The following is a 20,604-nucleotide window of genomic DNA, read 5'->3' as shown; positions in this document are numbered from 1 at the left end:
CGTCACTTCGAGACGTTGACGGCGGCAGAAGCGTCCTCGCCGAGCAGCTTGCCGTCAGAGGTCTCGAACTGCTTCTTGAACTCCGCGATCGCGTCGGCGACGGACTGCAGCGTGTCGTCCGACATCTTGCCGCCCTCACGGATGGAGGTCATGAGGCCCGAGTGGTTCTGGCGCAGGAACGCCAGCATCTCGGCCTCGAAGCGGCGGATGTCGACCACCGGGACGTCGTCCATCTTGCCGGTGGTGCCGGCCCAGACGGAGACGACCTGGTTCTCGGTGGGCATCGGCTGGTACTGAGCCTGCTTCAGCAGCTCGACCATGCGCTGACCACGCTCCAGCTGCGCCTTCGACGCGGCGTCCAGGTCGGAACCGAAGGCGGCGAACGCCTCGAGCTCACGGAACTGGGCCAGGTCCACGCGGAGACGGCCGGAGATCTGCTTCATCGCCTTGTGCTGGGCGGAGCCACCGACACGCGAGACCGAGATACCGACGTTCAGGGCCGGACGCTGGCCGGCGTTGAACAGGTCGGACTCCAGGAAGCACTGGCCGTCGGTGATGGAGATGACGTTGGTCGGGATGAACGCCGACACGTCGTTCGCCTTGGTCTCGACGATCGGCAGACCGGTCATCGAACCGGCACCGAGCTCGTCCGAGAGCTTCGCGCAGCGCTCGAGCAGACGCGAGTGCAGGTAGAAGACGTCACCCGGGTAGGCCTCACGGCCCGGCGGGCGGCGCAGCAGCAGCGACACGGCGCGGTAGGCGTCGGCCTGCTTCGACAGGTCGTCGAAGACGATCAGGACGTGCTTGCCCTGGTACATCCAGTGCTGACCGATGGCGGAGCCGGTGTACGGCGCCAGGTACTTGAAGCCGGCCGGGTCGGACGCCGGGGCGGCGACGATCGTCGTGTACTCGAGCGCACCGGCCTCTTCCAGGGCGCCGCGCACGGACGCGATGGTCGAGCCCTTCTGGCCGACGGCGACGTAGATGCAGCGGACCTGCTTGTTCACGTCGCCCGAGCGCCAGTTGTCGCGCTGGTTGATGATCGTGTCGACGCACAGAGCGGTCTTGCCGGTCTGACGGTCACCGATGATCAGCTGACGCTGACCACGGCCGACCGGCGTCATGGCGTCGACGGCCTTGTAGCCGGTCTCCATCGGCTCGTGCACCGACTTACGGGCCATAACGCCCGGGGCCTGCAGCTCGAGGGCGCGGCGGCCCTCGGTCTCGATCTCGCCGAGACCGTCGATCGGGTTGCCGAGCGGGTCGACGACGCGACCCAGGTATCCCTCGCCGACACCGACGGAGAGGACCTCGCCGGTGCGCTGCACCGACTGTCCCTCCTCGATACCGCTGAACTCGCCGAGGACGATCGCGCCGATCTCGCGCTCCTCGAGGTTGAGGGCGAGACCGAGGGTGCCGTCCTCGAACTTCAGCAGCTCGTTCGCCATGGCCGAGGGAAGACCCTCGACCTTCGCGATGCCGTCGCCGGCCAGGCTGACCGTGCCGACCTCCTCGCGCGAGGCCGCGTCCGGCTGGTACGACTGGACGAAGGTCTCCAGCGCGTCCCGGATCTCCTCCGGCCGGATCGTGAGCTCCGCCATCTGGGTTCCCTGCTCTCCTTGTTGGGCCCGAAGTTTCTTAGGGGGTCTGGGGGCCGACCCCCAGGAATCTTCTGCAATCTCTGCACGGCCCAACCGGGCCGCTGTTCATGCTTCTTGAGTTGTGGCTGACGTCAGCCGGCCAGTCGCCGGGTCGCCTCGTCGAGGCGCTCCGCGATGGTCCCGTCGATGACCTCGTCGCCGACCCGCACCGAGATCCCGCCGAGGACCGAGGGGTCCACGTCCAGGTTCAGGTGCATCGGGCGGCCGTACAGCTTGGCGAGTACGGCGCCGAGGCGCTGCTTCTGCTGATCGTTCAGCGGCACCGCCGACGTGACGACGGCGACCATCCGGTCCCGGCGCGCCGCGGCGAGCTTGGACAGGGACTCGAGTCCCGCTTCCAGGCTACGTCCCCGGGGCTGGGTCACCAGACGGACGACCAGTCGCTCGGTGGCGGGGTTGGCCTTGCCGCCGAGCAGGCTGCCGAGCAGCTCGCCCTTGGCGGAGGCCTTGGCGGTCTTGTCCGTCAGCGCCGAGCGGAGCTCGGTGCTGGAGGAGACGATCCGGCCGAACCGGAACAGCTCGTCCTCGACGTTGTCGAGGGCGCCCGCCTTCTGGGCTGCGGTGAGGTCGGCGATGTCCGCCAGCTCCTCGACCGCGTCGACCAGGTCACGGGACTGCGACCAGCGGGAGCGGACCATTCCGGCGACCAGGTCGACGGTCTCGCCGCCCACCTGACCGGTCAGGAGTCGCTGGGCGAGCTCGGCCTTGGCCTCGCCGGCCTGCGCCGGATCGGTCAGGACCCGACGCAGCGACACCTCGCGGTGGAGCAGCGCGGTGACAGCCGCCAGCTCGCCCGCGAGCTTGGCCGCGTCCACCGACGTGTTGTCGGTCAGCGCGTCGAGGGCATCGCGTGCGGCGCCCAGTGCCTCGCGGCTCGCTCCGTTCATCGGACGGCCTCGGCCTTCTCCTCGAGCTCGTCGAGGAAGCGGTCGATCGTGCGGCTCTGGCGGGCGGTGTCCTCGAGGGACTCGCCGACCAGCTTGCCGGCCAGGTCGGTGGCGAGCTTGCCCACGTCCTGACGCAGCGAGGTGGCCGCGGCCTTGCGGTCGGCCGCGATCTGCGTGTGGCCGGCCGCGATGATCTCCTCGCGCTGCCGCTGGCCTTCCGCCTTCATCTCCTGGATGATCGCGGTGCCCTGCTCCGTCGCCTCCTGGCGGAGACGCGCGGCTTCGTGGCGGGCCTCGGCGAGCTGAGCCTTGTACTGCTCCAGCACACTCTGAGCCTCGATCTGGGCCGACTCGGCCTTCTCGATGCCACCCTCGATGGCCTCGCGGCGCTGCTCCAGAACCTTGTTGATGTTCGGGAGGAGCTTCTTGGCGAGGAAGCCGAAGACGATGACGAAGGCGATCAGGCCGATGACGAGCTCGTCGAGATGCGGGATGAGCGGAGGCTGCTCCTCCGCCGCTTCCGCAAGAAGCAGAGCGTTCACATCAGTGCCTTCCGTAAAAAGGGTCGGGCTGTCGGTCCGGCTTACTTGTAGACGAAGCCCATGACGATGCCGATGAGGGCAAGCGCCTCACAGAAGGCGAAACCCATGATCTGGTTGGTACGGATCAGGCCGGCCGCCTCGGGCTGACGGGCGAGGGCCTGGGTGCCGTTACCGAAGATGATGCCGACGCCGACGCCGGGGCCGATGGCAGCGAGGCCGTAGCCGATGGAGGCGACGTTTCCGTTGACGGCGGCGAGAGTCTCGAGAGCGGACATGCCGGTTCTTCCTTCTCTTTCAAGGACCCGGTGGGGGTTGGCCACCGGACGACTGTTGGTTTGGGGGTGTGTGCTGCTGCCGGGCCGGCTCAGTGGTGCTCGGAGAGCGCGCCCTGGACGTAGCTGCAAGCCAGGAGCACGAAGACGTACGCCTGGACGGCCTGGATGAAGAGCTCGAAGGCGGTCATCACGAGGACCATCACGAACGAGGCGCCGGCGTAGACGAAGCCGAGGCCGTGCATGAGGTAGTAGGTCGCCAGCGAGAACATCACGATCAGCAGGTGACCGGCGAACATGTTCGCGAACAGTCGGACCGCGTGCGTGAAGGGCCTGATGAGCAGGTTCGAGAAGAACTCGAGGACGACGACCAGGGGAAGGATCGGGCCGAGCGACTTGTCGTAGCCGACGATGTTCTTCCAGCCGCCCACGAAGCCGTGCTTCTTGAAGGTCAGCGAGACCCAGAGGACGTAGACGATCAGCGCGAGGGCCGCCGGGAAGGCGATCAGCGAGGTGACCGGGAACTGGGCGAGCGGGATGATCGACCAGAGGTTGAGCATCCAGACGAAGAAGAACAGCGACACCATCAGCGGGACGTACTTCTCGCCGTCCTTCTTGCCGATGATCTCGTAGACGATGCCGCGGCGCACGAAGTCGTAGCCGGCCTCGCCGACCATCTGCATCTTGCCGGGGATCAGCTTCGGCTTGTTGAAGGCGGCCCAGAAGAAGCCGACGACCACGATCGAGCCGAGGATCGCGAGGAGCATCGGCTTCGTGAGTTCGAAGCTGCCCCAGGTGGCGACGGGCTCGTACATGAACGTGTGCAGGCCCGGCGCCGGGAAGCCGCATCCGGTGAAGATGTGGCAATCCGGGTCGAAGGCAAGCGTCTGGTCAGCACTCACCGCGGGCTCCTTCAGCGTGGCGCATAGGTACGGCAACCTCGTTGTGTCGGCGCGGCACGCAGCCGCGGGTCGGCACTGGACTGGTCTTACGGATAAGGGGGCGGCGGTTCGGCATCGAGCCTCGCGCTGGGACAGGCGCCGCTTCGGATGCCCGCGCCCGCAGTGCCGCAGTTGGCACCGGACGATAGCAGGAAGCCGAACGGCTCTTTATCCCGGCCCTACCCTTCACGGCTTCGGCCCCGAGTTTCCGGGATCGACGTACATGATCTTGGCCTTCATGTAGGCGCGTGCCTGGGCGGCGACCCAGACCACGGTCGTGCCGAGCAGCGTGAAGGCGAAGGCCTTGAAGTCGAACGCCGAGGTGTCCTTCAGCAAGGCCAGGAAGATGAAGAGCACCAGCAGCTGGGCCGTGTAGAGCATCAGCCCCATGGCCTGGAACAGCTGTGGCAGCTTCTTCGCCGTCCGCTGCAGAACCACCAGCCCGATGCCCATGAAGAGGATCACGACCAGGGTTCCGACAACGGCGCCGAGAGCGCCCTTGCCACCGACGACCACAGCGCTGACCACGGTGGCGATGGCGCCGGCGGCAGCGGTGGGTACGGCGGTGTGCAGCAGGGTGCGTGCGTCGTTGGACGGCATGGCGGTGTCTCCGCTTGCTGGAGGGGGCGATGGTGTCGTCATGGACGAGCGTAAGCCCGGTCCGAGGTGGGTCTCGGGGCCAACAGACCGTCGCACTACGGTCTTTCGGCACTGTCGCCGGGTCTCGTGAACCGTATCACAAACTATTTGAATAGGTCTTTACTCGGAGAGTGTGCCAACTGTCACACCTGAGAGTTACTGCGCGCGTGTGTGCACGACAGCGAGGCGGCTTGTCTGGTATTGGCCCCGCATGCGGCATTCGTCAACCGCGCGCCCCGGCCTTACTCCGGTCGGAGAAGCGCGAACGGTGACCGATGGCGGTCGATCCGTTGACACCCGCGGGCACGGCGACGGGCTCCTCGCCCACCGACTCGCCCGGCCCGGCCGGCTCGTCCGGGGCGCCCGCCTCGGCCGGCTCGGCGGCCGGCACGGGCGCGACCTTGCGGCGCCGGTAGCGCGGCGGCACGACCGCCTCGGCCCAGCGCGGGGCGCGCGGCGTGAACCGGGGCAGCAGGAGCAGCACCAGGCCGACCGCGCTCAGCGCGACCACGACGAGCACGATCCACATCGAGGTCGAGTGCACCGAGTAGGCCAGGGTGCCGAAGGCGATGAGCGCCGACCAGAAGTACATGATCAGCACCGCGCGGCTGTGCGAGTGCCCGATCTCCAGGAGCCGGTGGTGCAGGTGCCCGCGGTCCGCGGCGAACGGCGACTGCCCCTTCCAGGTGCGGCGCACGATCGCGAGGACCAGGTCCGCCATCGGGATCGCGATGATGGTCAGCGGAAGCACCAGCGGGATGAAGACCGGCAGGGCCGCGTGCGTGGCCGCCTTGGTGGAGCCCGCGAAGATCTTCAGCGCGTCCGGGTCGACCTGGCCCGTGATGGAGATGGCCGATGCGGCCAGGATCAGGCCGATCAGCATCGAGCCCGAGTCGCCCATGAAGATCCGCGCCGGGTGCATGTTGTGCGGCAGGAAGCCCAGGCACATGCCCATCAGGATGGCGGCGAACAGGGTCGCGGGGGCTGCCGCCTCGATCGTGTAGCCGAACCAGATCCGGTACGCGTAGAGGAAGAAGGCCGCGGCGGCGATGCAGACCATGCCGGCGGCGAGACCGTCGAGACCGTCGACGAAGTTCACCGCGTTGATGGTGAGGACGACCAGGGCGACCGTGAGCAGGGTGCCCTGCCACTGGGTGAGCGCGACCGTGCCGACACCGGGGATGGGCAGCCACAGGATCGTCAGACCCTGCATGACCATCACGCCCGCGGAGATCATCTGCGCGCCGAGCTTGATCAGCGCGTCCAGCTCGAACTTGTCGTCGAGGACACCGATCAGCCAGATCAGGGCGGCGCCGGAGAGCAGCGCGCGGGGCTCGTTGGACAGCTCGAAGACGCTGTTGAGGTTCTGCAGGTGGTCGGCGACGAGCAGTCCCGCGCACAGCCCGAAGAACATGGCGATGCCACCGAGCCGCGGAGTCGGTTCTCGGTGTACGTCGCGGGCGCGGATCTCCGGCATCGCCCCGGTCGCGATGGCGAACTTCCGCACCGGACCGGTCAGCAGATAGGTCACCGCGGCCGTGACACAGAGCGTCAGCAGGTAATCACGCACGGGCTGCCCCACAGGAATCGCTGGCCATCTCAGCCCCACACCCTAGCCGGGCCGTCCCCATGGTCGAGGACACAAGTCGGCCCCGAACGGTTCCAGGAAGGCGCTCTTTACCGGCCATACGGGGGAAATCGCCCGGCAAGCTCGCGTACTTCGGCGCGTACCCTCGCCGTCTCCCGCGCGTCGTCACGCAGCGCGGCGGTGAACAGTCCGGCAATTCTCGCCATCTCCGGCGACCCCATCCCCTGCGTGGTGACGGCGGCGGTGCCGAGCCGGATGCCGCGCCCGTCCCCGTACGGCAGCGCGCAGGTGTCGAGGACCAGGCCGGCGGCCGCGAGCCGGGCGCGGGCGGCGCGTCCGTCGACGCCGAGGGGCGCGGGGTCGGCGGTGATGAGGTGGGTGTCGGTGCCGCCGGTGGTCAGCGCGAAGCCCTCGGCGGCGAGTGCCGCGGCGAGCACCCGGGCGTGCTCGACCACCTGATGGGCGTACGTGGCGAAGGCCGGCGTGGACGCCTCCCCGAAGGCGACGGCCTTGGCGGCGATGGTGTGCATCTGCGCACCGCCCTGGGTGAACGGGAACACGGCCCGGTCGACCCGCTCGGCGAGCTCCGACCCGCACAGGATCAGCCCGCCGCGAGGGCCGCGCAGCACCTTGTGCGTGGTGGCGCAGACGATGTCGGCGTACGGGACGGGGTTCGGGGCCGCACCGCCGGCGACCAGGCCGAGGGGGTGGGCGGCGTCGGCGATGAGATAGGCGCCGACCTCGTCGGCGATGGCCCGGAAGATCCCGTAGTCGAGGTGCCGGGGATAGGAGATGGACCCGCAGACGATCGCCTTCGGCCGGTGGTGCCGGGCGAGCGCGGCGACCTGCTCGTAGTCGACGAGCCCGGTCTCGGCGTCGACGCCGTACGGGACGAAGTCGAACCAGCGGCCGGAGAAGTTCGCGGGCGAGCCGTGCGTGAGGTGCCCGCCGTACGCGAGGCCCATGGCCAACACGGTGTCACCGGGCCGCAGCAGCGCGGCGTACGCGGCGAGCACGGCGGAGGACCCCGAGTGGGCCTGCACGTTCGCGTGCTCGGCCCCGAACAGCGAGGTGGCCCGGTCGACGGCGATGCGCTCCACGGCGTCGGCGTACTCGCAGCCGCCGTGGTGACGGGCGCCGGGATAGCCCTCGGCGTACTTGTTGGCGAGCTGCGAGCCGAGGGCGGCGAGGACGGCCGGCGAGGTGAAGTTCTCCGCGGCGATCAGCTGCAGGCTGTCGCCCTGCCGGCGCACCTCCCCGAGCAGCACGTCGGCGATCTCGGGGTCCTGCCGGCGCAGTACGTCGAGGAGGACGTCGAGCTGGTTCTCGTCTTCGGGGGGCGCGGTGACCGGCATGAGGGACTCCGTGCGGTGAGCGGGCTAGAAACCCACAGTAGGCCCACCCACCGCCTCCCGCTCCCCCACTGGGCCACCTGGTCCCGTCGGCCCCTGCCGACGGGTGGGGACGCCCGTGAGGGCCGTCAACGGCGCGTCGGCACGCCCGTCAGGGCCGTGACGACCGGGTCCAGCGCCTGGTTGATCTCGTCGCCGATCGAGCGGAAGAACGTGATCGGGGCGCCGTACGGGTCGTTGACCTCGTCCGCCTCCGCCGACGGGGCCAGGAGCCACCCGCGTAGAGCGGCGGCCGCGCGGACCAGGGCGCGGGCGCGGTCGACCGTTCCGTTGGCGCCCAGCGGGTCGGGCAGGGTCGCCGGGTCTATGGCCCGGACGAGGCGGGTGAACTCCTTCAGGGTGAAGGTGCGCAGGCCCGCCGAGTGGCCCATCGAGATGACCTGCGCGCGGTGGTCGCGGGTCGCGGTGAGGACCAGGTCGGCGCGGATGACGTGCTCGTCGAGGAGCTCGCGGCCCACGAAGCCGGTCGGGTCCGCGCCGAAGTCGGCGAGGACCAGCTCCGCGTTGGCCTCCATCGGGGCGCCCTCGTGGCCCCAGGTGCCCGCGCTCTCCACGATCAGGCCACCGCCCCGCGGGTCGCCGAGGCGGTCGCTCAGGGCATGCCGGGTCAGCCGCTCGGTGATCGGCGAGCGGCAGACGTTGCCGGTGCTGACGTGGAGGATGCGGAAGGTACTGCCGTCGAACTCGTGCCCCGCTATGCCACGCCCCTCAGGGGCGGTCAATTCGCCACCTCGAGGTCGGGTACCACCTTCCGGAGCTCCTCCGCCGACAGCGCGCCCTCGCGCAGCAGCAACGGCACCTTGCCCGTCACGTCGACGATGGAGGACGGCACGATGCCGGGGGTGGGGCCGCCGTCCAGGTAGACGGACACGGCGTCGCCGAGCATGCCCTGCGCCGCGTCACAGTCCTCCGGCGACGGGTGGCCGGTCAGGTTCGCCGAGGACACCGCCATCGGACCGACTTCCGTGAGCAGCTCGATCGCGACCGGGTGCAGCGGCATCCGGATCGCGACGGTGCCCCGGGTGTCACCCAGGTCCCACTGCAGCGACGGCTGGTGCTTGGCCACCAGGGTCAGCGCGCCCGGCCAGTACGCGTCGACGAGCTCCCAGGCCTGCTCGGAGAAGTCCGTGACCAGGCCGTGCAGCGTGTTCGGCGAGCCGATCAGGACCGGCGTCGGCATGTTCCGGCCGCGCCCCTTGGCCGCGAGCAGATCCGCGACGGCCTCCGAGCTGAAGGCGTCCGCCCCGATCCCGTACACGGTGTCGGTGGGCAGCACGACCAGCTCGCCGCGGCGTACGGCGGACGCGGCCTCACGCAGACCCGTCGCACGGTCCGTCGCCTCGTTGCAGTCGTATCGCCGAGCCATCAGTCCCGGTCCTCCTCGTACGCGTGATGCGTGGTCTGCGTGGTCTGCGTGGTCATGGGGTTGCCTTGCGAGCCGTCGCGAAGCGCGGCCGGTTGTTCAGGTCGGGGTGGTCGGCGGCGTCCGCCCAGCCGGCCTCCTCGTTGAAGATCCACGGCACCTGGCCGCCCTGGGTGTCCGCGTGCTCGATGACGACGAGCCCGCCGGGACGCAGCAGCCGGTGCGCGGTGCGTTCGATGCCCCTGATGGTGTCGAGGCCGTCCTCGCCGGAGAACAGGGCCATCTCCGGGTCGTGGTCGCGGGCCTCGGGCGCCACGTACTCCCACTCGGTCAGCGGGATGTACGGCGGGTTGGAGATGACCAGGTCGACCTGGCCGTCCAGCTCCGGCAGCGCGGACAGCGCGTCGCCCTGGTGCACGGTGACCCGCGAGCCCTCGGCGTTCTTCCGGGTCCACACCAGCGCGTCGTCGGAGAGCTCCACCGCGTGCACGCGCGAGCGCGGCACCTCCTGCGCCATGGCGAGCGCGATGGCGCCCGAGCCGGTGCACAGGTCGACGATGAGCGGCTCGACGACGTCCATGGCGCGTACGGCGTCTATGGCCCAGCCGACGACCGACTCGGTCTCCGGGCGCGGCACGAAGACGCCGGGGCCCACCTGGAGCTCCAGGAAGCGGAAGAACGCCCGCCCGGTGATGTGCTGGAGCGGCTCGCGCGCCTCGCGGCGCGCGATGGCCTCCCAGTAGCGGGCGTCGAAGTCCGCGTCCTTGACGTTGTGCAGCTCCCCCCGCTTGACGCCGTGCACGAACGCGGCGAGCTCCTCGGCGTCGAAACGCGGTGAGGGAACGCCGGCGTCGGCCAGCCGCTGGGTGGCCTGGGCCACCTCGGCAAGCAGCAGGTTCACGCTGGTCCTCCGTGGTGCGGGTGGGGCTTGACGGGGGTTACGCCGCAGCGAGTTTGGCAGCTGAGTCCGCGTCGACGCACGCCTGGATGACCGCATCCAGTTCGCCGTCGAGCACCTGGTCCAGGTTGTACGCCTTGAATCCGACGCGGTGGTCCGAGAGCCGGTTCTCCGGGAAGTTGTACGTACGGATCTTCTCGGAGCGGTCCACGGTGCGGACCTGGCTGCGGCGCGCGTCCGCGGCCTCGGCCTCGGCCTTCTCCTGCGCCGCCGCGAGCAGCCGGGAACGGAGGATGCGCATGGCCTGCTCCTTGTTCTGGAGCTGGCTCTTCTCGTTCTGGCAGGAGGCGACGATGCCGGTCGGCAGGTGGGTGATGCGGACCGCGGAGTCGGTGGTGTTGACGGACTGGCCGCCGGGACCGGACGAGCGGTAGACGTCGATGCGCAGGTCGTTGGCGTGGATCTCGACGTCGACCTCCTCGGCCTCCGGCGTGACCAGCACGCCGGCCGCCGAGGTGTGGATACGGCCCTGCGACTCGGTGGCGGGCACGCGCTGCACGCGGTGCACCCCGCCCTCGTACTTCAGTCGCGCCCACACGCCCTGGCCGGGCTCGGTGGCCCCGTTGCCGCCCTTGGTCTTCACGGCGACCTGGACGTCCTTGTAGCCGCCCAGCTCGGACTCGGTGGCGTCGATGATCTCGGTCTTCCAGCCGACGCGCTCGGCGTAGCGCAGGTACATCCGCAGCAGGTCGCCGGCGAAGAGCGCGGACTCGTCGCCACCGGCGCCGGCCTTGATCTCCAGGATGACGTCCTTGTCGTCGCTGGGGTCGCGCGGGACGAGCAGCAGCCGGAGCCGGTCCGTCAGCTCCTCGCGCGCCTTCTCCAGCTCCTTGACCTCGGCGGCGAAGTCGGGGTCGTCGTGCATCAGCTCGCGGGCGGTCTCGATGTCGTCACCGTTCTGCTTCCAGGAACGGTAGGCGGCGACGATCGGGGTCAGCTCGGCGTAACGCTTGTTCAGCTTGCGCGCGTTGGCCTGGTCCGCGTGGACCGAAGGGTCAGCGAGCTTCTTCTCGAGATCGGCGTGCTCGCCGATCAGTTCCTCGACCGCCTCGAACATCGGGGGCTCCTGGTTTTCGTACGAACGGACTGCGGGGACGGCAAAGCGCCGGTCCGGTCCCCCCTGCGGGAGCGACCAAGGACCGGCGCAGTGACGTGCTACTTCTTGGCCGCAGCCTTGCCGAAGCGGGCCTCGAAGCGGGCGACGCGGCCGCCGGTGTCGAGGATCTTCTGCTTGCCCGTGTAGAACGGGTGGCACTCGGAGCAGACCTCGGCACGGATGGTGCCCTCGGTCAGGGTGCTACGGGTGGTGAACGACGCGCCACAGGTGCAGCTGACCTGGGTCTCGACGTACTCGGGGTGGATCTCGCGCTTCAAGGTGTCTCCTAGTTCCGGGAGGGCACCGGGTCGCCGTGCGGGATGCACATGCGTGAACCGGGGCCGACGTACCAGTCTGCCAGGACCGGCCGCATCTCCCAAAACCGGGGTCGGGCCGGAACTATTCCTGGCCGTGACTGCGACCGTGCGTCGCGGCTACTTCACGAGGCCGTCGGCCTGGCCGGTGGCCGTGTCCCTGGTGGCCGAGGCCGGGATCGGGCGGTCGGCCTTGAGGGCCTTCCAGACCTGCCGGCCCTGGGCTTCGAGCGGGATGACCCGGTTGGGGTCCAGCGGGTCGTACTCGACCGGCAGCGTGATCATGTGGAGGTCGCCGGCGCCGATGCCGGACAGGCCCTTGGCGAAGCCCATCAGCTCGTTGACGGAGTCGAGCTCCGAGTCCGGCGTGATGGCCTTGGTGGCGGTGTCGGCGAGGTCGAGCAGCGTCTTGGGGTCGGAGAACACGCCGACGCTCTTGACCTGGTCGATGAAGGCCTTCATGAAGGCCTGCTGGAGCTGGATGCGCCCGAGGTCGCTGCCGTCGCCGACGCTCTTGCGGGTGCGGACCAGGCCGAGGGACTGCTCGCCGTCGAGGGTGTGCGTGCCCGGGGCGAGGTCGAGGTGGCTCTTGGGGTCCTTGATGGCCTGGGTGGTGGTGACCCGGACGCCGCCGAGCTGGTCGATGAGCTTGGTGAAGCCGGTGAAGTCGACCTCGATGTAGTGGTCCATGCGGATGCCGGACATCGACTCGACGGTCTTCACGGCGCAGGCCGGGCCGCCGACCTCGTACGCCGTGTTGAACATGGCCCGGTGCGCGGCGGGGACCTTGCCGCCCTTGGTGTCGGTGCACTGGGGCCGCTCGATCAGGGTGTCGCGCGGTATGGAGACCACGGAGGCCTTCTTGTGGCCCTCGTAGACGTGGACGACCATCGCGGTGTCGGAGCGGGCGCCGCCCTCGTCCCTGCCGTACGCGCCGTTGGCGCCGGAGCGGGAGTCGGAGCCGAGGACGAGGATGTCCATCGAGCCGTTGTCGACGTTCTCGGGGCGGTCCTTGCCCAGCTGGGCGTTGATGTCGACGCTCTGCAGGTTGCCGTTGAGCCTGAAGTAGACGTAGCCGAGTCCGCTGCCGCCGAGCACGACGAGCGCGGCCGCGCTCCAGGCGGCCACGGTCACCGCGCGGCGGCCCTTGGCGGGCGGCTTGCGGCGGCGGCCGGCGCCGCGTATTCGGCCGTCGCTGTTCTGCTCGGTCATCGTCTTCCCCAGGCCCTCGGTTCACCTTGTGTGACGACGAAACACCCGAAAGGGTTCCCTTCGAACCGGTGAGGTTTGAGCGGACGACGCACAAAAGCACAGCGCCCACCGTGTGACACGGCGGGCGCTGTGCTGGATTTCTCGCGTCAGTCGTTGTTGCCGGCCGACGGAGTCGTCTTCTGGATCTGGAGCAGGAACTCGGCGTTCGACTTCGTCTGCTTCATCTTGTCGAGCAGCAGCTCGATCGCCTGCTGCTGGTCGAGCGCGTGCAGCACCCGGCGCAGCTTCCACACGATGGAGAGCTCCTCGTTGCCGAGCAGGATCTCCTCCTTGCGCGTGCCCGAGGCGTCGACGTCGACGGCCGGGAAGATGCGCTTGTCGGCGAGCTTCCGGTCGAGCTTGAGCTCCATGTTGCCGGTGCCCTTGAACTCCTCGAAGATCACCTCGTCCATGCGCGAGCCGGTGTCGACCAGCGCGGTGGCCAGGATGGTCAGCGAGCCGCCGTCCTCGATGTTGCGCGCGGCACCGAAGAAGCGCTTCGGCGGGTAGAGCGCGGTCGAGTCGACACCACCGGACAGGATGCGGCCGGAGGCGGGCGCCGCGAGGTTGTACGCGCGGCCCAGGCGGGTGATGGAGTCCAGCAGGACGACCACGTCGTGACCCAGCTCCACGAGGCGCTTGGCGCGCTCGATGGCCAGCTCGGCGACGGTGGTGTGGTCCTCGGCCGGGCGGTCGAAGGTCGAGGAGATGACCTCGCCCTTGACCGACCGCTGCATGTCGGTGACCTCTTCCGGACGCTCGTCGACCAGGACGACCATCAGGTGGCACTCGGGGTTGTTGTGGGTGATCGCGTTGGCGATCGCCTGCATGATCATGGTCTTGCCGGTCTTCGGCGGCGCCACGATCAGACCGCGCTGGCCCTTGCCGATCGGCGACACGAGGTCGATGATCCGCGTGGTCAGCACGCCCGGGTCGGTCTCCAGACGGAGGCGGTCCTGCGGGTACAGCGGGGTGAGCTTGTTGAACTCGGGGCGGCCGCGGCCGGACTCCGGCGCCATGCCGTTGACCGAGTCGAGGCGCACCAGCGCGTTGAACTTCTCGCGGCGCTCGCCCTCCTTCGGCTGGCGCACGGCACCGGTGACGTGGTCGCCCTTGCGCAGGCCGCTCTTGCGGACCTGGGCGAGGGAGACGTACACGTCGTTCGGGCCGGGCAGGTAGCCGGAGGTCCGGATGAACGCGTAGTTGTCGAGGATGTCGAGGATGCCCGCGACGGGGATCAGGACGTCGTCGTCGGAGACCTGCGGCTCGCCGGTCGCGAAGTCGTCACGGCCACGACGGCCACGACGGTCGCGGTAGCGGCCGCGACGGCCACGGCGACCGCCCTCGAAGTCGTCCTCGTCCTGGGGACCGGCCGGCTGGCCCTGCTGGCCGCCCTGGCGCTGCTGGCGCTGGCCGCCCTGGCCACCGCCCTGCTGCTCGTCGCCCTTGCCGCGCTGGCGGTCCTGGCGGTCGCGACGGTCGCGGCGGTCACCGCGCTCGCCCCGCTCACCGCGGTCGCGGCGACCGCGGCCCTCGGCGGTGTCGACGGCGGCGTCGGCCTGCGTGTCGGTCTTGGCCTCGGCACGGGCCTCGGTCTTCACGGCCTGCGCGGCCTCCGCCTTGGCCTCGCCCTCCGGCGAACCGGCGGGCGCGGTGGCACGACGACGACGGCGCTCGCCGGCGGGGGCGTCGTCGGTGGGGACGCCTCCCTGGTCGAGCGAAGCCGAGACCTTGGGGGACGGCTGGCCCGGGATCTCGATCTGCTGCTGGGCGACCTGCTCGGCCTTCTCGGCCTTCGGCGCGGCCTCGGCAGCGGTCTCGCCCGTACGGGCCTTGGAGGTGGCGCGGCGCTTCGGCTTGGTCTCGGCGGCGTCCGCGGTCTTGGCGGGCGCGGCGGAGCCGCCGGCCTGCGCCTCCTTGATGACCTCGATCAGCTGGCTCTTGCGCATCCGCGCGGTGCCCCTGATGCCGAGGCCGGACGCGACCTGCTGCAGCTCGGCCAGGACCATGCCCTCGAGGCCGGTGCCGGAGCGGCGGCGCCGTGCGGTGGTGCCAGTGGCAGCACCTGCGGCGGGCGCGGCGGTGTCGACACTGTTGTCGGCAGTCACGCCCATCAGATCGGTGGTGTCGCTCACGAAGGGTCCTTCCCTGGAGCGGACGTCGGCCATCTGGCTCGGCGACCGGTTGTGCTGTCCGGCAGCGGTCCTGCTTTGTGGACCGTGTCGGGGCGGTGGTCCCGCCGGGTGCGGCGGAAGAGAGAAAACGTGCTGTGGGTCCGGCCCGAGGCCCCCTGCTCGGCCCTCACTGAAGAAGAGCGAGGGGTGTCGTGCCGGTTCCGGAGCGTGCTCGAAACTGCTCAGGCAGGCTGCTCAGGCAGTGGAGGAGGCTCCCGGAAGAATTGGCGGTCCCGGATGGGGACACTCAGCACCGCGCCTCGAAGACGTCGGGTGCAGACATGAGGTTAACACTACCGGCTCCAACAAACATTCCCCCTCTCCGTCACCGGCAATCCCGTGTCCGTGCGGTCCCCGGCTCAGGAACCGCACGGATGCCCGTCAGGGCGCGAGCGGCAGGACGCTCGCGCCGAGGGCGTCGAGGTCGAGCCGGTTCGCGGCCCACCCGTCGCCCGCGAGCAGAGCGACCTTGTCGGCCGTTGCGTGTTCCGCCAGCGCGAGCACCGTCGGGCCCGCGCCGGAGATGACCGCGGGCACGCCGTCCGCCCGCAGCCGGTTCACGAGCGCGATGCTCTCGGGCATCGCGGGCGCCCGGTACTCCTGGTGCAGCCGGTCCTCGGTGGCCGCGAGCAGCAGCTCGGGGCGGCGGGTCAGGGCCTCGACGAGGAGGGCGGCACGACCGGCGTTGGCCGCGGCGTCCACGTGCGGGACGGTGCGCGGGAGCAGTCCGCGGGCGGTCTCGGTCAGTACGGGCTTTCCGGGGACGAAAACCACCGGAACGATGGAATCCGAGGGATCCATCCTGATGGCCCGCGCGGCACCGGACTCGGTCCAGGCGAGCGTGAATCCGCCGAGCAGACAGGCGGCGACGTTGTCGGGGTGACCCTCGATCTCGGTGGCCAGTTCGAGGAGGGCGGCCTCGTCGAGCCTGGCGTCGCCGCCTATGGTCACGGCGCGGGCGGCGACGATGCCGGCGCAGATGGCGGCGGAGGAGGAGCCGAGGCCACGGCCGTGCGGGATGCGGTTGGCGCAGACCACCTCGAGGCCGCGCGGCTGCCCGCCGAGCAGGTCGAAGGCCGTGCGCATCGAGCGTACGAGCAGGTGGCTCTCGTCGCGCGGAAGGGTGTCGGCGCCCTCTCCGGCGATGTCGACGTGCAGCCCGGAGTCGGCGACCCGGACGACGACGTCGTCGTAGAGCCCCAGCGACAGGCCGAAGGCGTCGAAGCCCGGGCCGAGGTTGGCGCTGGTGGCGGGAACGCGCACCCGTACGGCGGCGGCGCGGAACGCGGGACCGGCCATCGCTCGATGACTCTCCTTGACTTGCGGGGATTGTGCGGGGGAAACGAATGGGGAAGTACGAGGAACCCGGGGGCCGCTCGCGCCTCACGGGCGACGACGGCAACGACACCGCGCATATGCAACGGGGCGGGTTCGGTACAGCCTATCGAAGGAAGGTTCTGTGGCGACATAGGGCGCACAGGAGGCGCACGATGCGTGTCGCGCGCCAACCTGTGCGCCTATGTAGGTTCCTGATCGGGTTTGACCCTCGATCAGGAACCGTTCGACGCGTTGGTTCAGGCCAGTCCGAGCCGCTCGGCGGCGGCCGCGGCGTCGACCGGGACGGTGACCGGCTGCGGAGCGCCCGCGACGGCCCAGTCGGGGTCCTTGAGGCCGTTGCCGGTGACCGTGCAGACGATGGTCTGGCCCGGGTCGACCTTGCCCTGGGCGGCGGCCTTCAGCAGACCGGCCACCGAGGCGGCCGAGGCGGGCTCCACGAAGACGCCCTCCTGGGAGGCCAACAGGCGGTAGGCCTGCAGGATCTCACGGTCCGTCACCTCGTCGATGAAGCCGCCCGACTCGTCGCGCGCGGCGATCGCGTAGTCCCAGGAGGCCGGGTTGCCGATCCGGATGGCGGTGGCGATGGTCGACGGGTCCTTGACGACCTCACCGCGTACCAGCGGGGCGGAACCGGAGGCCTGGAAGCCCCACATGCGCGGGGTGCGGGCGGCGATGCCGTCGGCCGCGTACTCCCGGTACCCCTTCCAGTACGCCGTGATGTTTCCGGCGTTGCCGACCGGCAGGACGTGGATGTCGGGGGCGTTGCCCAGCATGTCCACGATCTCGAAGGCGGCGGTCTTCTGGCCCTCGATACGCACCGGGTTCACCGAATTGACCAGCGCCACCGGGTAGTTCTCGGAGAGGCTGCGGGCCAGGGTGAGGCAGTCGTCGAAGTTGCCGTCGACCTGGAGGATCTTCGCACCGTGCACGAGGGCCTGGCCCATCTTGCCGAGCGCGATCTTGCCCTGCGGCACGAGGACGGCGGAGACCATCCCGGCCCGCACCGCGTAGGCCGCGGCGGAGGCCGAGGTGTTGCCGGTGGAGGCGCAGATGACGGCCTGCGCGCCCTCCTCCTTGGCCTTGGAGATGGCCATGGTCATGCCCCGGTCCTTGAAGGAGCCGGTGGGGTTGGCGCCCTCGACCTTGAGGTGCACCTCGCAGCCCGTGCGCTCGGAGAGGACCTGAGCGGGTACGAGCGGCGTGCCGCCCTCACGGAGCGTGACGACCGGGGTCGTGTCCGTGACCGGAAGGCGGTCCCGGTACTCCTCGATGATGCCGCGCCACTGGTGGGTGCCCTTGCTGGTCATGGGTCCTTACTCCCCTTCAACACGCATGATGCTGGCGACACCGCGCACGGTGTCGAGCTTGCGCAGCGCCTCGACGGTCCCCGAAAGGGCGGCGTCGGGCGCGCGGTGGGTGACGACGACGAGGGAGGCCTCGCCGTCCTTGCCCGTCTGGCGGACGGTGTCGATCGACACGCCGTGCTCGGCGAAGACCGTCGCGACCTGGGCGAGGACGCCAGGCTTGTCGGCCACGTCGAGGCTGATGTGGTACCGCGTCACCACGTCGCCCATGGGGCTCACGGGCAGCTGGGTGTACGCGGACTCACCGGGGCCGTTGGCCTCGTTGAGCTTGTTGCGGCATACGGCGACGAGGTCGCCGAGCACGGCCGAGGCGGTCGGCGCGCCGCCGGCGCCGGGGCCGTAGAACATGAGCCGCCCGGCGGCGTCCGCCTCGACGAAGACCGCGTTGTACGCCTCGCGGACCGAGGCGAGCGGGTGGCTGAGCGGGATCATCGCGGGGTGCACGCGCGCGGTGACGGACCCGCCGTCGGCGGCCCGCTCGCAGATGGCGAGCAGCTTGATGGTGCAGCCCATCTGCTTGGCGGAGGCGAAGTCGGCGGCGGTGACCTCGGTCATGCCCTCGCGGTAGACGTCGTCGAGGCGGACGCGGGTGTGGAAGGCGATCCCGGCGAGGATGGCGGCCTTGGCTGCGGCGTCGAAGCCCTCGACGTCGGCGGTCGGGTCGGCCTCGGCGTACCCGAGCGCGGTGGCCTCGTCGAGCGCCTCGCTGTAGCCGGCCCCGGAGGTGTCCATCTTGTCGAGGATGAAGTTGGTCGTCCCGTTGACGATCCCCATCACACGATTGATCTTGTCCCCGGCGAGCGACTCGCGCAGCGGCCGGATGAGCGGGATGGCCCCGGCCACGGCGGCCTCGTAGTAGAGATCCTGCCCGTGCTGCTCGGCGGCGGCGTAGAGGTTCGCGCCGTCCTGGGCGAGCAGCGCCTTGTTGGCGGAGACGACGGAGGCGCCGTGCTCGAAGGCGGTGGTGATGAGGGAGCGGGCCGGCTCGATCCCGCCGATGACCTCGACGACGACGTCGATGTCCCCGCGTTTGACGAGGGCGGTCGCGTCGGTGGTGATCAGCTCGGCGGGCACGCCCCCGCGGACCTTGTCCGGGCGGCGGACCGCCACACCGGCGAGCTCGACCGGCGCGCCGATGCGCGCGGCGAGGTCGTCGGCGTGCGTCGTCATGATGCGCGCCACCTCTGAGCCGACCACTCCACAGCCCAGCAGCGCCACCTTCAGCGGACGCGTACGCATCATCCGACCTCGTCTCTCGAACGACTTCGACTCGTATGTCTACGGTCGTGTTTCTACGGTTCTCTACGGTTTCCCGACGGTGGGAACCAGTCTCACTCACCGGACGGGCGTTTCCGCCCTCAGTCCGGATGGTGAGACATGGATTCCACCACCCGACTATTTCATCATCCGACGTCCAGACGCAGGAGATCTTCCTCCGTCTCGCGCCGTACGATCACGCGCGCCTCGCCGTCTCGGACGGCGACGACGGGCGGGCGGAGCGCGTGGTTGTAGTTGCTCGCCATGGAGCGGCAGTACGCACCCGTGGCCGGCACGGCGATGAGGTCGCCGGGCGCCACGTCGGCGGGCAGGAAGGCGTCGCGTACGACGATGTCGCCGCTCTCGCAGTGCTTGCCGACGACACGGGCGAGCATGGGCTCGGCGTCACTCGTACGGGAGACCAGGGCGACGCTGTACTCGGCGTCGTACAGGGCGGTGCGGATGTTGTCCGACATGCCGCCGTCGACGGAGACGTACGTCCGCAGCCCCTCCAGCGGCTTGACCGTGCCCACCTCGTACAGGGTGAAGGCGGTCGGCCCGACGATGGCGCGCCCCGGCTCGACGGAGATGCGCGGCGTCCGCAGCCCGGCGGCCTCGCACTCGCGGCTGACGATCTCGGTCAGCGCCTTGGCGATGTCGTGCGGCTCGCGGGGGTCGTCGTCGGAGGTGTACGCGATGCCGAGACCGCCACCGAGGTCGATCTCGGGCAGCTCGACCCCGTGCTCGTCCCGCACGGCTGCCAGCAGCTGGACGACCCTGCGGGCGGAGACCTCGAAGCCCGCCATGTCGAAGATCTGGGACCCGATGTGCGAGTGGATCCCGATGAGCTCGAGCCCGTCCAGCCTCAGCGCCCGCCGCACGGCCTCGGCGGCCTGCCCGCCGGCCAGGGCGATGCCGAACTTCTGATCCTCGTGGGCGGTGGCGATGAACTCGTGCGTGTGCGCCTCGACGCCGACGGTGACGCGGATCTGCACCCGCTGCCGCTTCCCGAGCGACTGGGCGACGTGCGCGACCCGGACGATCTCCTGGAAGGAGTCGAGCACGATCCGCCCGACACCGGCGCTCACGGCGCGCTCGATCTCCTCGGTGCTCTTGTTGTTGCCGTGGAAGGCGATGCGCTCGGCCGGCATACCGGCGGACAGGGCGGTGCTGAGCTCGCCACCGGAGCAGACGTCGAGGTTGAGCCCCTCTTCCTTGAGCCACCGGACGATGGCCCGCGAAAGGAACGCCTTCCCCGCGTAGAACACGTCCGCGTCCTTGCCGAAGGCGTCGGCCCAGGCACGGCAGCGGGCACGGAAGTCGGCCTCGTCGAGGAAGTAGGCGGGAGTCCCGAACTCCTCGGCGAGGGCGGCGACACTGAGGCCGCCGACGGTGACCTGCCCCTCCTCGTTACGCCCGACGGTCCGCGCCCAGACCTTGGGGTCGAGGCGGTTGAGGTCGGCGGGCGGAGCGGAGTAGTGCCCCTCGGGAAGGACATCGGCGTGACGGGGCCCGGCGGGGTGGGCGGAACGGCTCATGTCTGCATC

19 protein-coding genes are annotated in these 20,604 nt (G+C 70.0%); all 19 read right to left on the bottom strand.

Translation table 11 applies throughout. The features are described 5' to 3' along the window. Positions 1-2: 2 nt before the first annotated feature. Positions 3-1,601, bottom strand: coding sequence for a F0F1 ATP synthase subunit alpha (atpA, locus tag ACIGEZ_RS21465; RefSeq protein WP_399833358.1), 1,599 nt, complete (start codon positions 1,599-1,601; stop codon positions 3-5). Between the two features lie 131 nt (positions 1,602-1,732). Continuing rightward, on the bottom strand, positions 1,733-2,548 hold the full coding sequence (locus tag ACIGEZ_RS21460) for a F0F1 ATP synthase subunit delta (protein ID WP_399833356.1): 816 nt from the start codon (positions 2,546-2,548) through the stop codon (positions 1,733-1,735). Then, positions 2,545-3,090 (bottom strand): F0F1 ATP synthase subunit B, encoded by a 546-nt coding sequence (locus ACIGEZ_RS21455; RefSeq protein ID WP_399833354.1) that lies wholly within the window; start codon positions 3,088-3,090, stop codon positions 2,545-2,547. The genes ACIGEZ_RS21460 and ACIGEZ_RS21455 overlap by 4 nt, the downstream gene beginning before the upstream one ends. Positions 3,091-3,131: 41 nt before the next feature. Then, positions 3,132-3,365, bottom strand: a complete 234-nt coding sequence (gene atpE / locus ACIGEZ_RS21450) for an ATP synthase F0 subunit C (protein WP_010474382.1) — start codon at positions 3,363-3,365, stop codon at positions 3,132-3,134. Positions 3,366-3,454: 89 nt separating this feature from the next. After that, positions 3,455-4,264 carry a F0F1 ATP synthase subunit A gene (gene atpB, locus ACIGEZ_RS21445; RefSeq protein ID WP_399833352.1) on the bottom strand — a complete coding sequence of 270 codons (810 nt, stop codon included), beginning with the start codon at positions 4,262-4,264 and terminating at the stop codon, positions 3,455-3,457. A 225-nt stretch (positions 4,265-4,489) separates the two neighbouring features. Further along, positions 4,490-4,903, bottom strand: coding sequence for a hypothetical protein (locus tag ACIGEZ_RS21440; RefSeq protein WP_399833350.1), 414 nt, complete (start codon positions 4,901-4,903; stop codon positions 4,490-4,492). A gap of 262 nt (positions 4,904-5,165) precedes the next feature. Beyond that, entirely contained in the window at positions 5,166-6,512 is a 1,347-nt protein-coding gene (locus ACIGEZ_RS21435) for an MraY family glycosyltransferase (protein WP_399833348.1), read from the bottom strand. A 107-nt stretch (positions 6,513-6,619) separates the two neighbouring features. Next, positions 6,620-7,885 carry a serine hydroxymethyltransferase gene (glyA, locus tag ACIGEZ_RS21430; RefSeq protein WP_399833346.1) on the bottom strand — a complete coding sequence of 422 codons (1,266 nt, stop codon included), beginning with the start codon at positions 7,883-7,885 and terminating at the stop codon, positions 6,620-6,622. Between the two features lie 125 nt (positions 7,886-8,010). After that, a complete protein-coding gene (locus ACIGEZ_RS21425) occupies positions 8,011-8,664 on the bottom strand; it encodes a protein-tyrosine-phosphatase (RefSeq protein ID WP_399833344.1) in 654 nt (217 codons plus the stop codon). Further along, complete coding sequence (locus tag ACIGEZ_RS21420; RefSeq protein ID WP_399833342.1) at positions 8,661-9,308, bottom strand: L-threonylcarbamoyladenylate synthase; 648 nt, start codon at positions 9,306-9,308, stop codon at positions 8,661-8,663. The genes ACIGEZ_RS21425 and ACIGEZ_RS21420 overlap by 4 nt, the downstream gene beginning before the upstream one ends. Positions 9,309-9,360: 52 nt before the next feature. Continuing rightward, on the bottom strand, positions 9,361-10,206 hold the full coding sequence (prmC, locus tag ACIGEZ_RS21415) for a peptide chain release factor N(5)-glutamine methyltransferase (protein ID WP_399833340.1): 846 nt from the start codon (positions 10,204-10,206) through the stop codon (positions 9,361-9,363). 37 nt (positions 10,207-10,243) lie between these two features. Then, a complete protein-coding gene (prfA, locus tag ACIGEZ_RS21410) occupies positions 10,244-11,320 on the bottom strand; it encodes a peptide chain release factor 1 (protein ID WP_399833338.1) in 1,077 nt (358 codons plus the stop codon). Positions 11,321-11,418: 98 nt separating this feature from the next. Then, positions 11,419-11,637 (bottom strand): 50S ribosomal protein L31, encoded by a 219-nt coding sequence (rpmE, locus tag ACIGEZ_RS21405; RefSeq protein WP_046909139.1) that lies wholly within the window; start codon positions 11,635-11,637, stop codon positions 11,419-11,421. Between the two features lie 156 nt (positions 11,638-11,793). Further along, positions 11,794-12,885, bottom strand: coding sequence for an LCP family protein (locus ACIGEZ_RS21400; RefSeq protein ID WP_399833336.1), 1,092 nt, complete (start codon positions 12,883-12,885; stop codon positions 11,794-11,796). A 146-nt stretch (positions 12,886-13,031) separates the two neighbouring features. Beyond that, a complete protein-coding gene (gene rho, locus ACIGEZ_RS21395; RefSeq protein ID WP_399833334.1) occupies positions 13,032-15,059 on the bottom strand; it encodes a transcription termination factor Rho in 2,028 nt (675 codons plus the stop codon). 420 nt (positions 15,060-15,479) lie between these two features. Continuing rightward, entirely contained in the window at positions 15,480-16,397 is a 918-nt protein-coding gene (gene thrB, locus ACIGEZ_RS21390) for a homoserine kinase (RefSeq protein ID WP_399833332.1), read from the bottom strand. Between the two features lie 275 nt (positions 16,398-16,672). After that, positions 16,673-17,743, bottom strand: a complete 1,071-nt coding sequence (gene thrC / locus ACIGEZ_RS21385; RefSeq protein WP_399833330.1) for a threonine synthase — start codon at positions 17,741-17,743, stop codon at positions 16,673-16,675. A gap of 6 nt (positions 17,744-17,749) precedes the next feature. Next, positions 17,750-19,042: a homoserine dehydrogenase gene (locus ACIGEZ_RS21380; RefSeq protein ID WP_399833329.1), complete on the bottom strand. Its 1,293-nt coding sequence runs from the start codon at positions 19,040-19,042 to the stop codon at positions 17,750-17,752. A gap of 161 nt (positions 19,043-19,203) precedes the next feature. After that, positions 19,204-20,595, bottom strand: coding sequence for a diaminopimelate decarboxylase (gene lysA / locus ACIGEZ_RS21375; protein ID WP_399833327.1), 1,392 nt, complete (start codon positions 20,593-20,595; stop codon positions 19,204-19,206). Positions 20,596-20,604 lie beyond the last annotated feature (9 nt).

This window comes from Streptomyces sp. NPDC085481, from assembly GCF_044541845.1.
Lineage (GTDB): Bacteria > Actinomycetota > Actinomycetes > Streptomycetales > Streptomycetaceae > Streptomyces.
The sequence above is the reverse complement of the archived record's forward strand: the minus strand, read 5'-3'. Positions and strand labels throughout refer to the sequence as shown.

Excerpts from the sequence above, each read along its gene's own strand:
- thrB (WP_399833332.1), bottom strand. The coding sequence starts at position 16,397 with ATGGCCGGTCCCGCGTTCCGCGCCGCCGCCGTACGGGTGCGCGTTCCC.
- ACIGEZ_RS21400 (WP_399833336.1), bottom strand. The coding sequence starts at position 12,885 with ATGACCGAGCAGAACAGCGACGGCCGAATACGCGGCGCCGGCCGCCGC.
- ACIGEZ_RS21380 (WP_399833329.1), bottom strand. The coding sequence starts at position 19,042 with ATGATGCGTACGCGTCCGCTGAAGGTGGCGCTGCTGGGCTGTGGAGTG.
- atpE (WP_010474382.1), bottom strand. The coding sequence starts at position 3,365 with ATGTCCGCTCTCGAGACTCTCGCCGCCGTCAACGGAAACGTCGCCTCC.
- ACIGEZ_RS21420 (WP_399833342.1), bottom strand. The coding sequence starts at position 9,308 with ATGGCTCGGCGATACGACTGCAACGAGGCGACGGACCGTGCGACGGGT.
- glyA (WP_399833346.1), bottom strand. The coding sequence starts at position 7,885 with ATGCCGGTCACCGCGCCCCCCGAAGACGAGAACCAGCTCGACGTCCTC.
- thrC (WP_399833330.1), bottom strand. The coding sequence starts at position 17,743 with ATGACCAGCAAGGGCACCCACCAGTGGCGCGGCATCATCGAGGAGTAC.
- ACIGEZ_RS21440 (WP_399833350.1), bottom strand. The coding sequence starts at position 4,903 with ATGCCGTCCAACGACGCACGCACCCTGCTGCACACCGCCGTACCCACC.
- prfA (WP_399833338.1), bottom strand. The coding sequence starts at position 11,320 with ATGTTCGAGGCGGTCGAGGAACTGATCGGCGAGCACGCCGATCTCGAG.
- atpA (WP_399833358.1), bottom strand. The coding sequence starts at position 1,601 with ATGGCGGAGCTCACGATCCGGCCGGAGGAGATCCGGGACGCGCTGGAG.
- ACIGEZ_RS21460 (WP_399833356.1), bottom strand. The coding sequence starts at position 2,548 with ATGAACGGAGCGAGCCGCGAGGCACTGGGCGCCGCACGCGATGCCCTC.
- lysA (WP_399833327.1), bottom strand. The coding sequence starts at position 20,595 with ATGAGCCGTTCCGCCCACCCCGCCGGGCCCCGTCACGCCGATGTCCTT.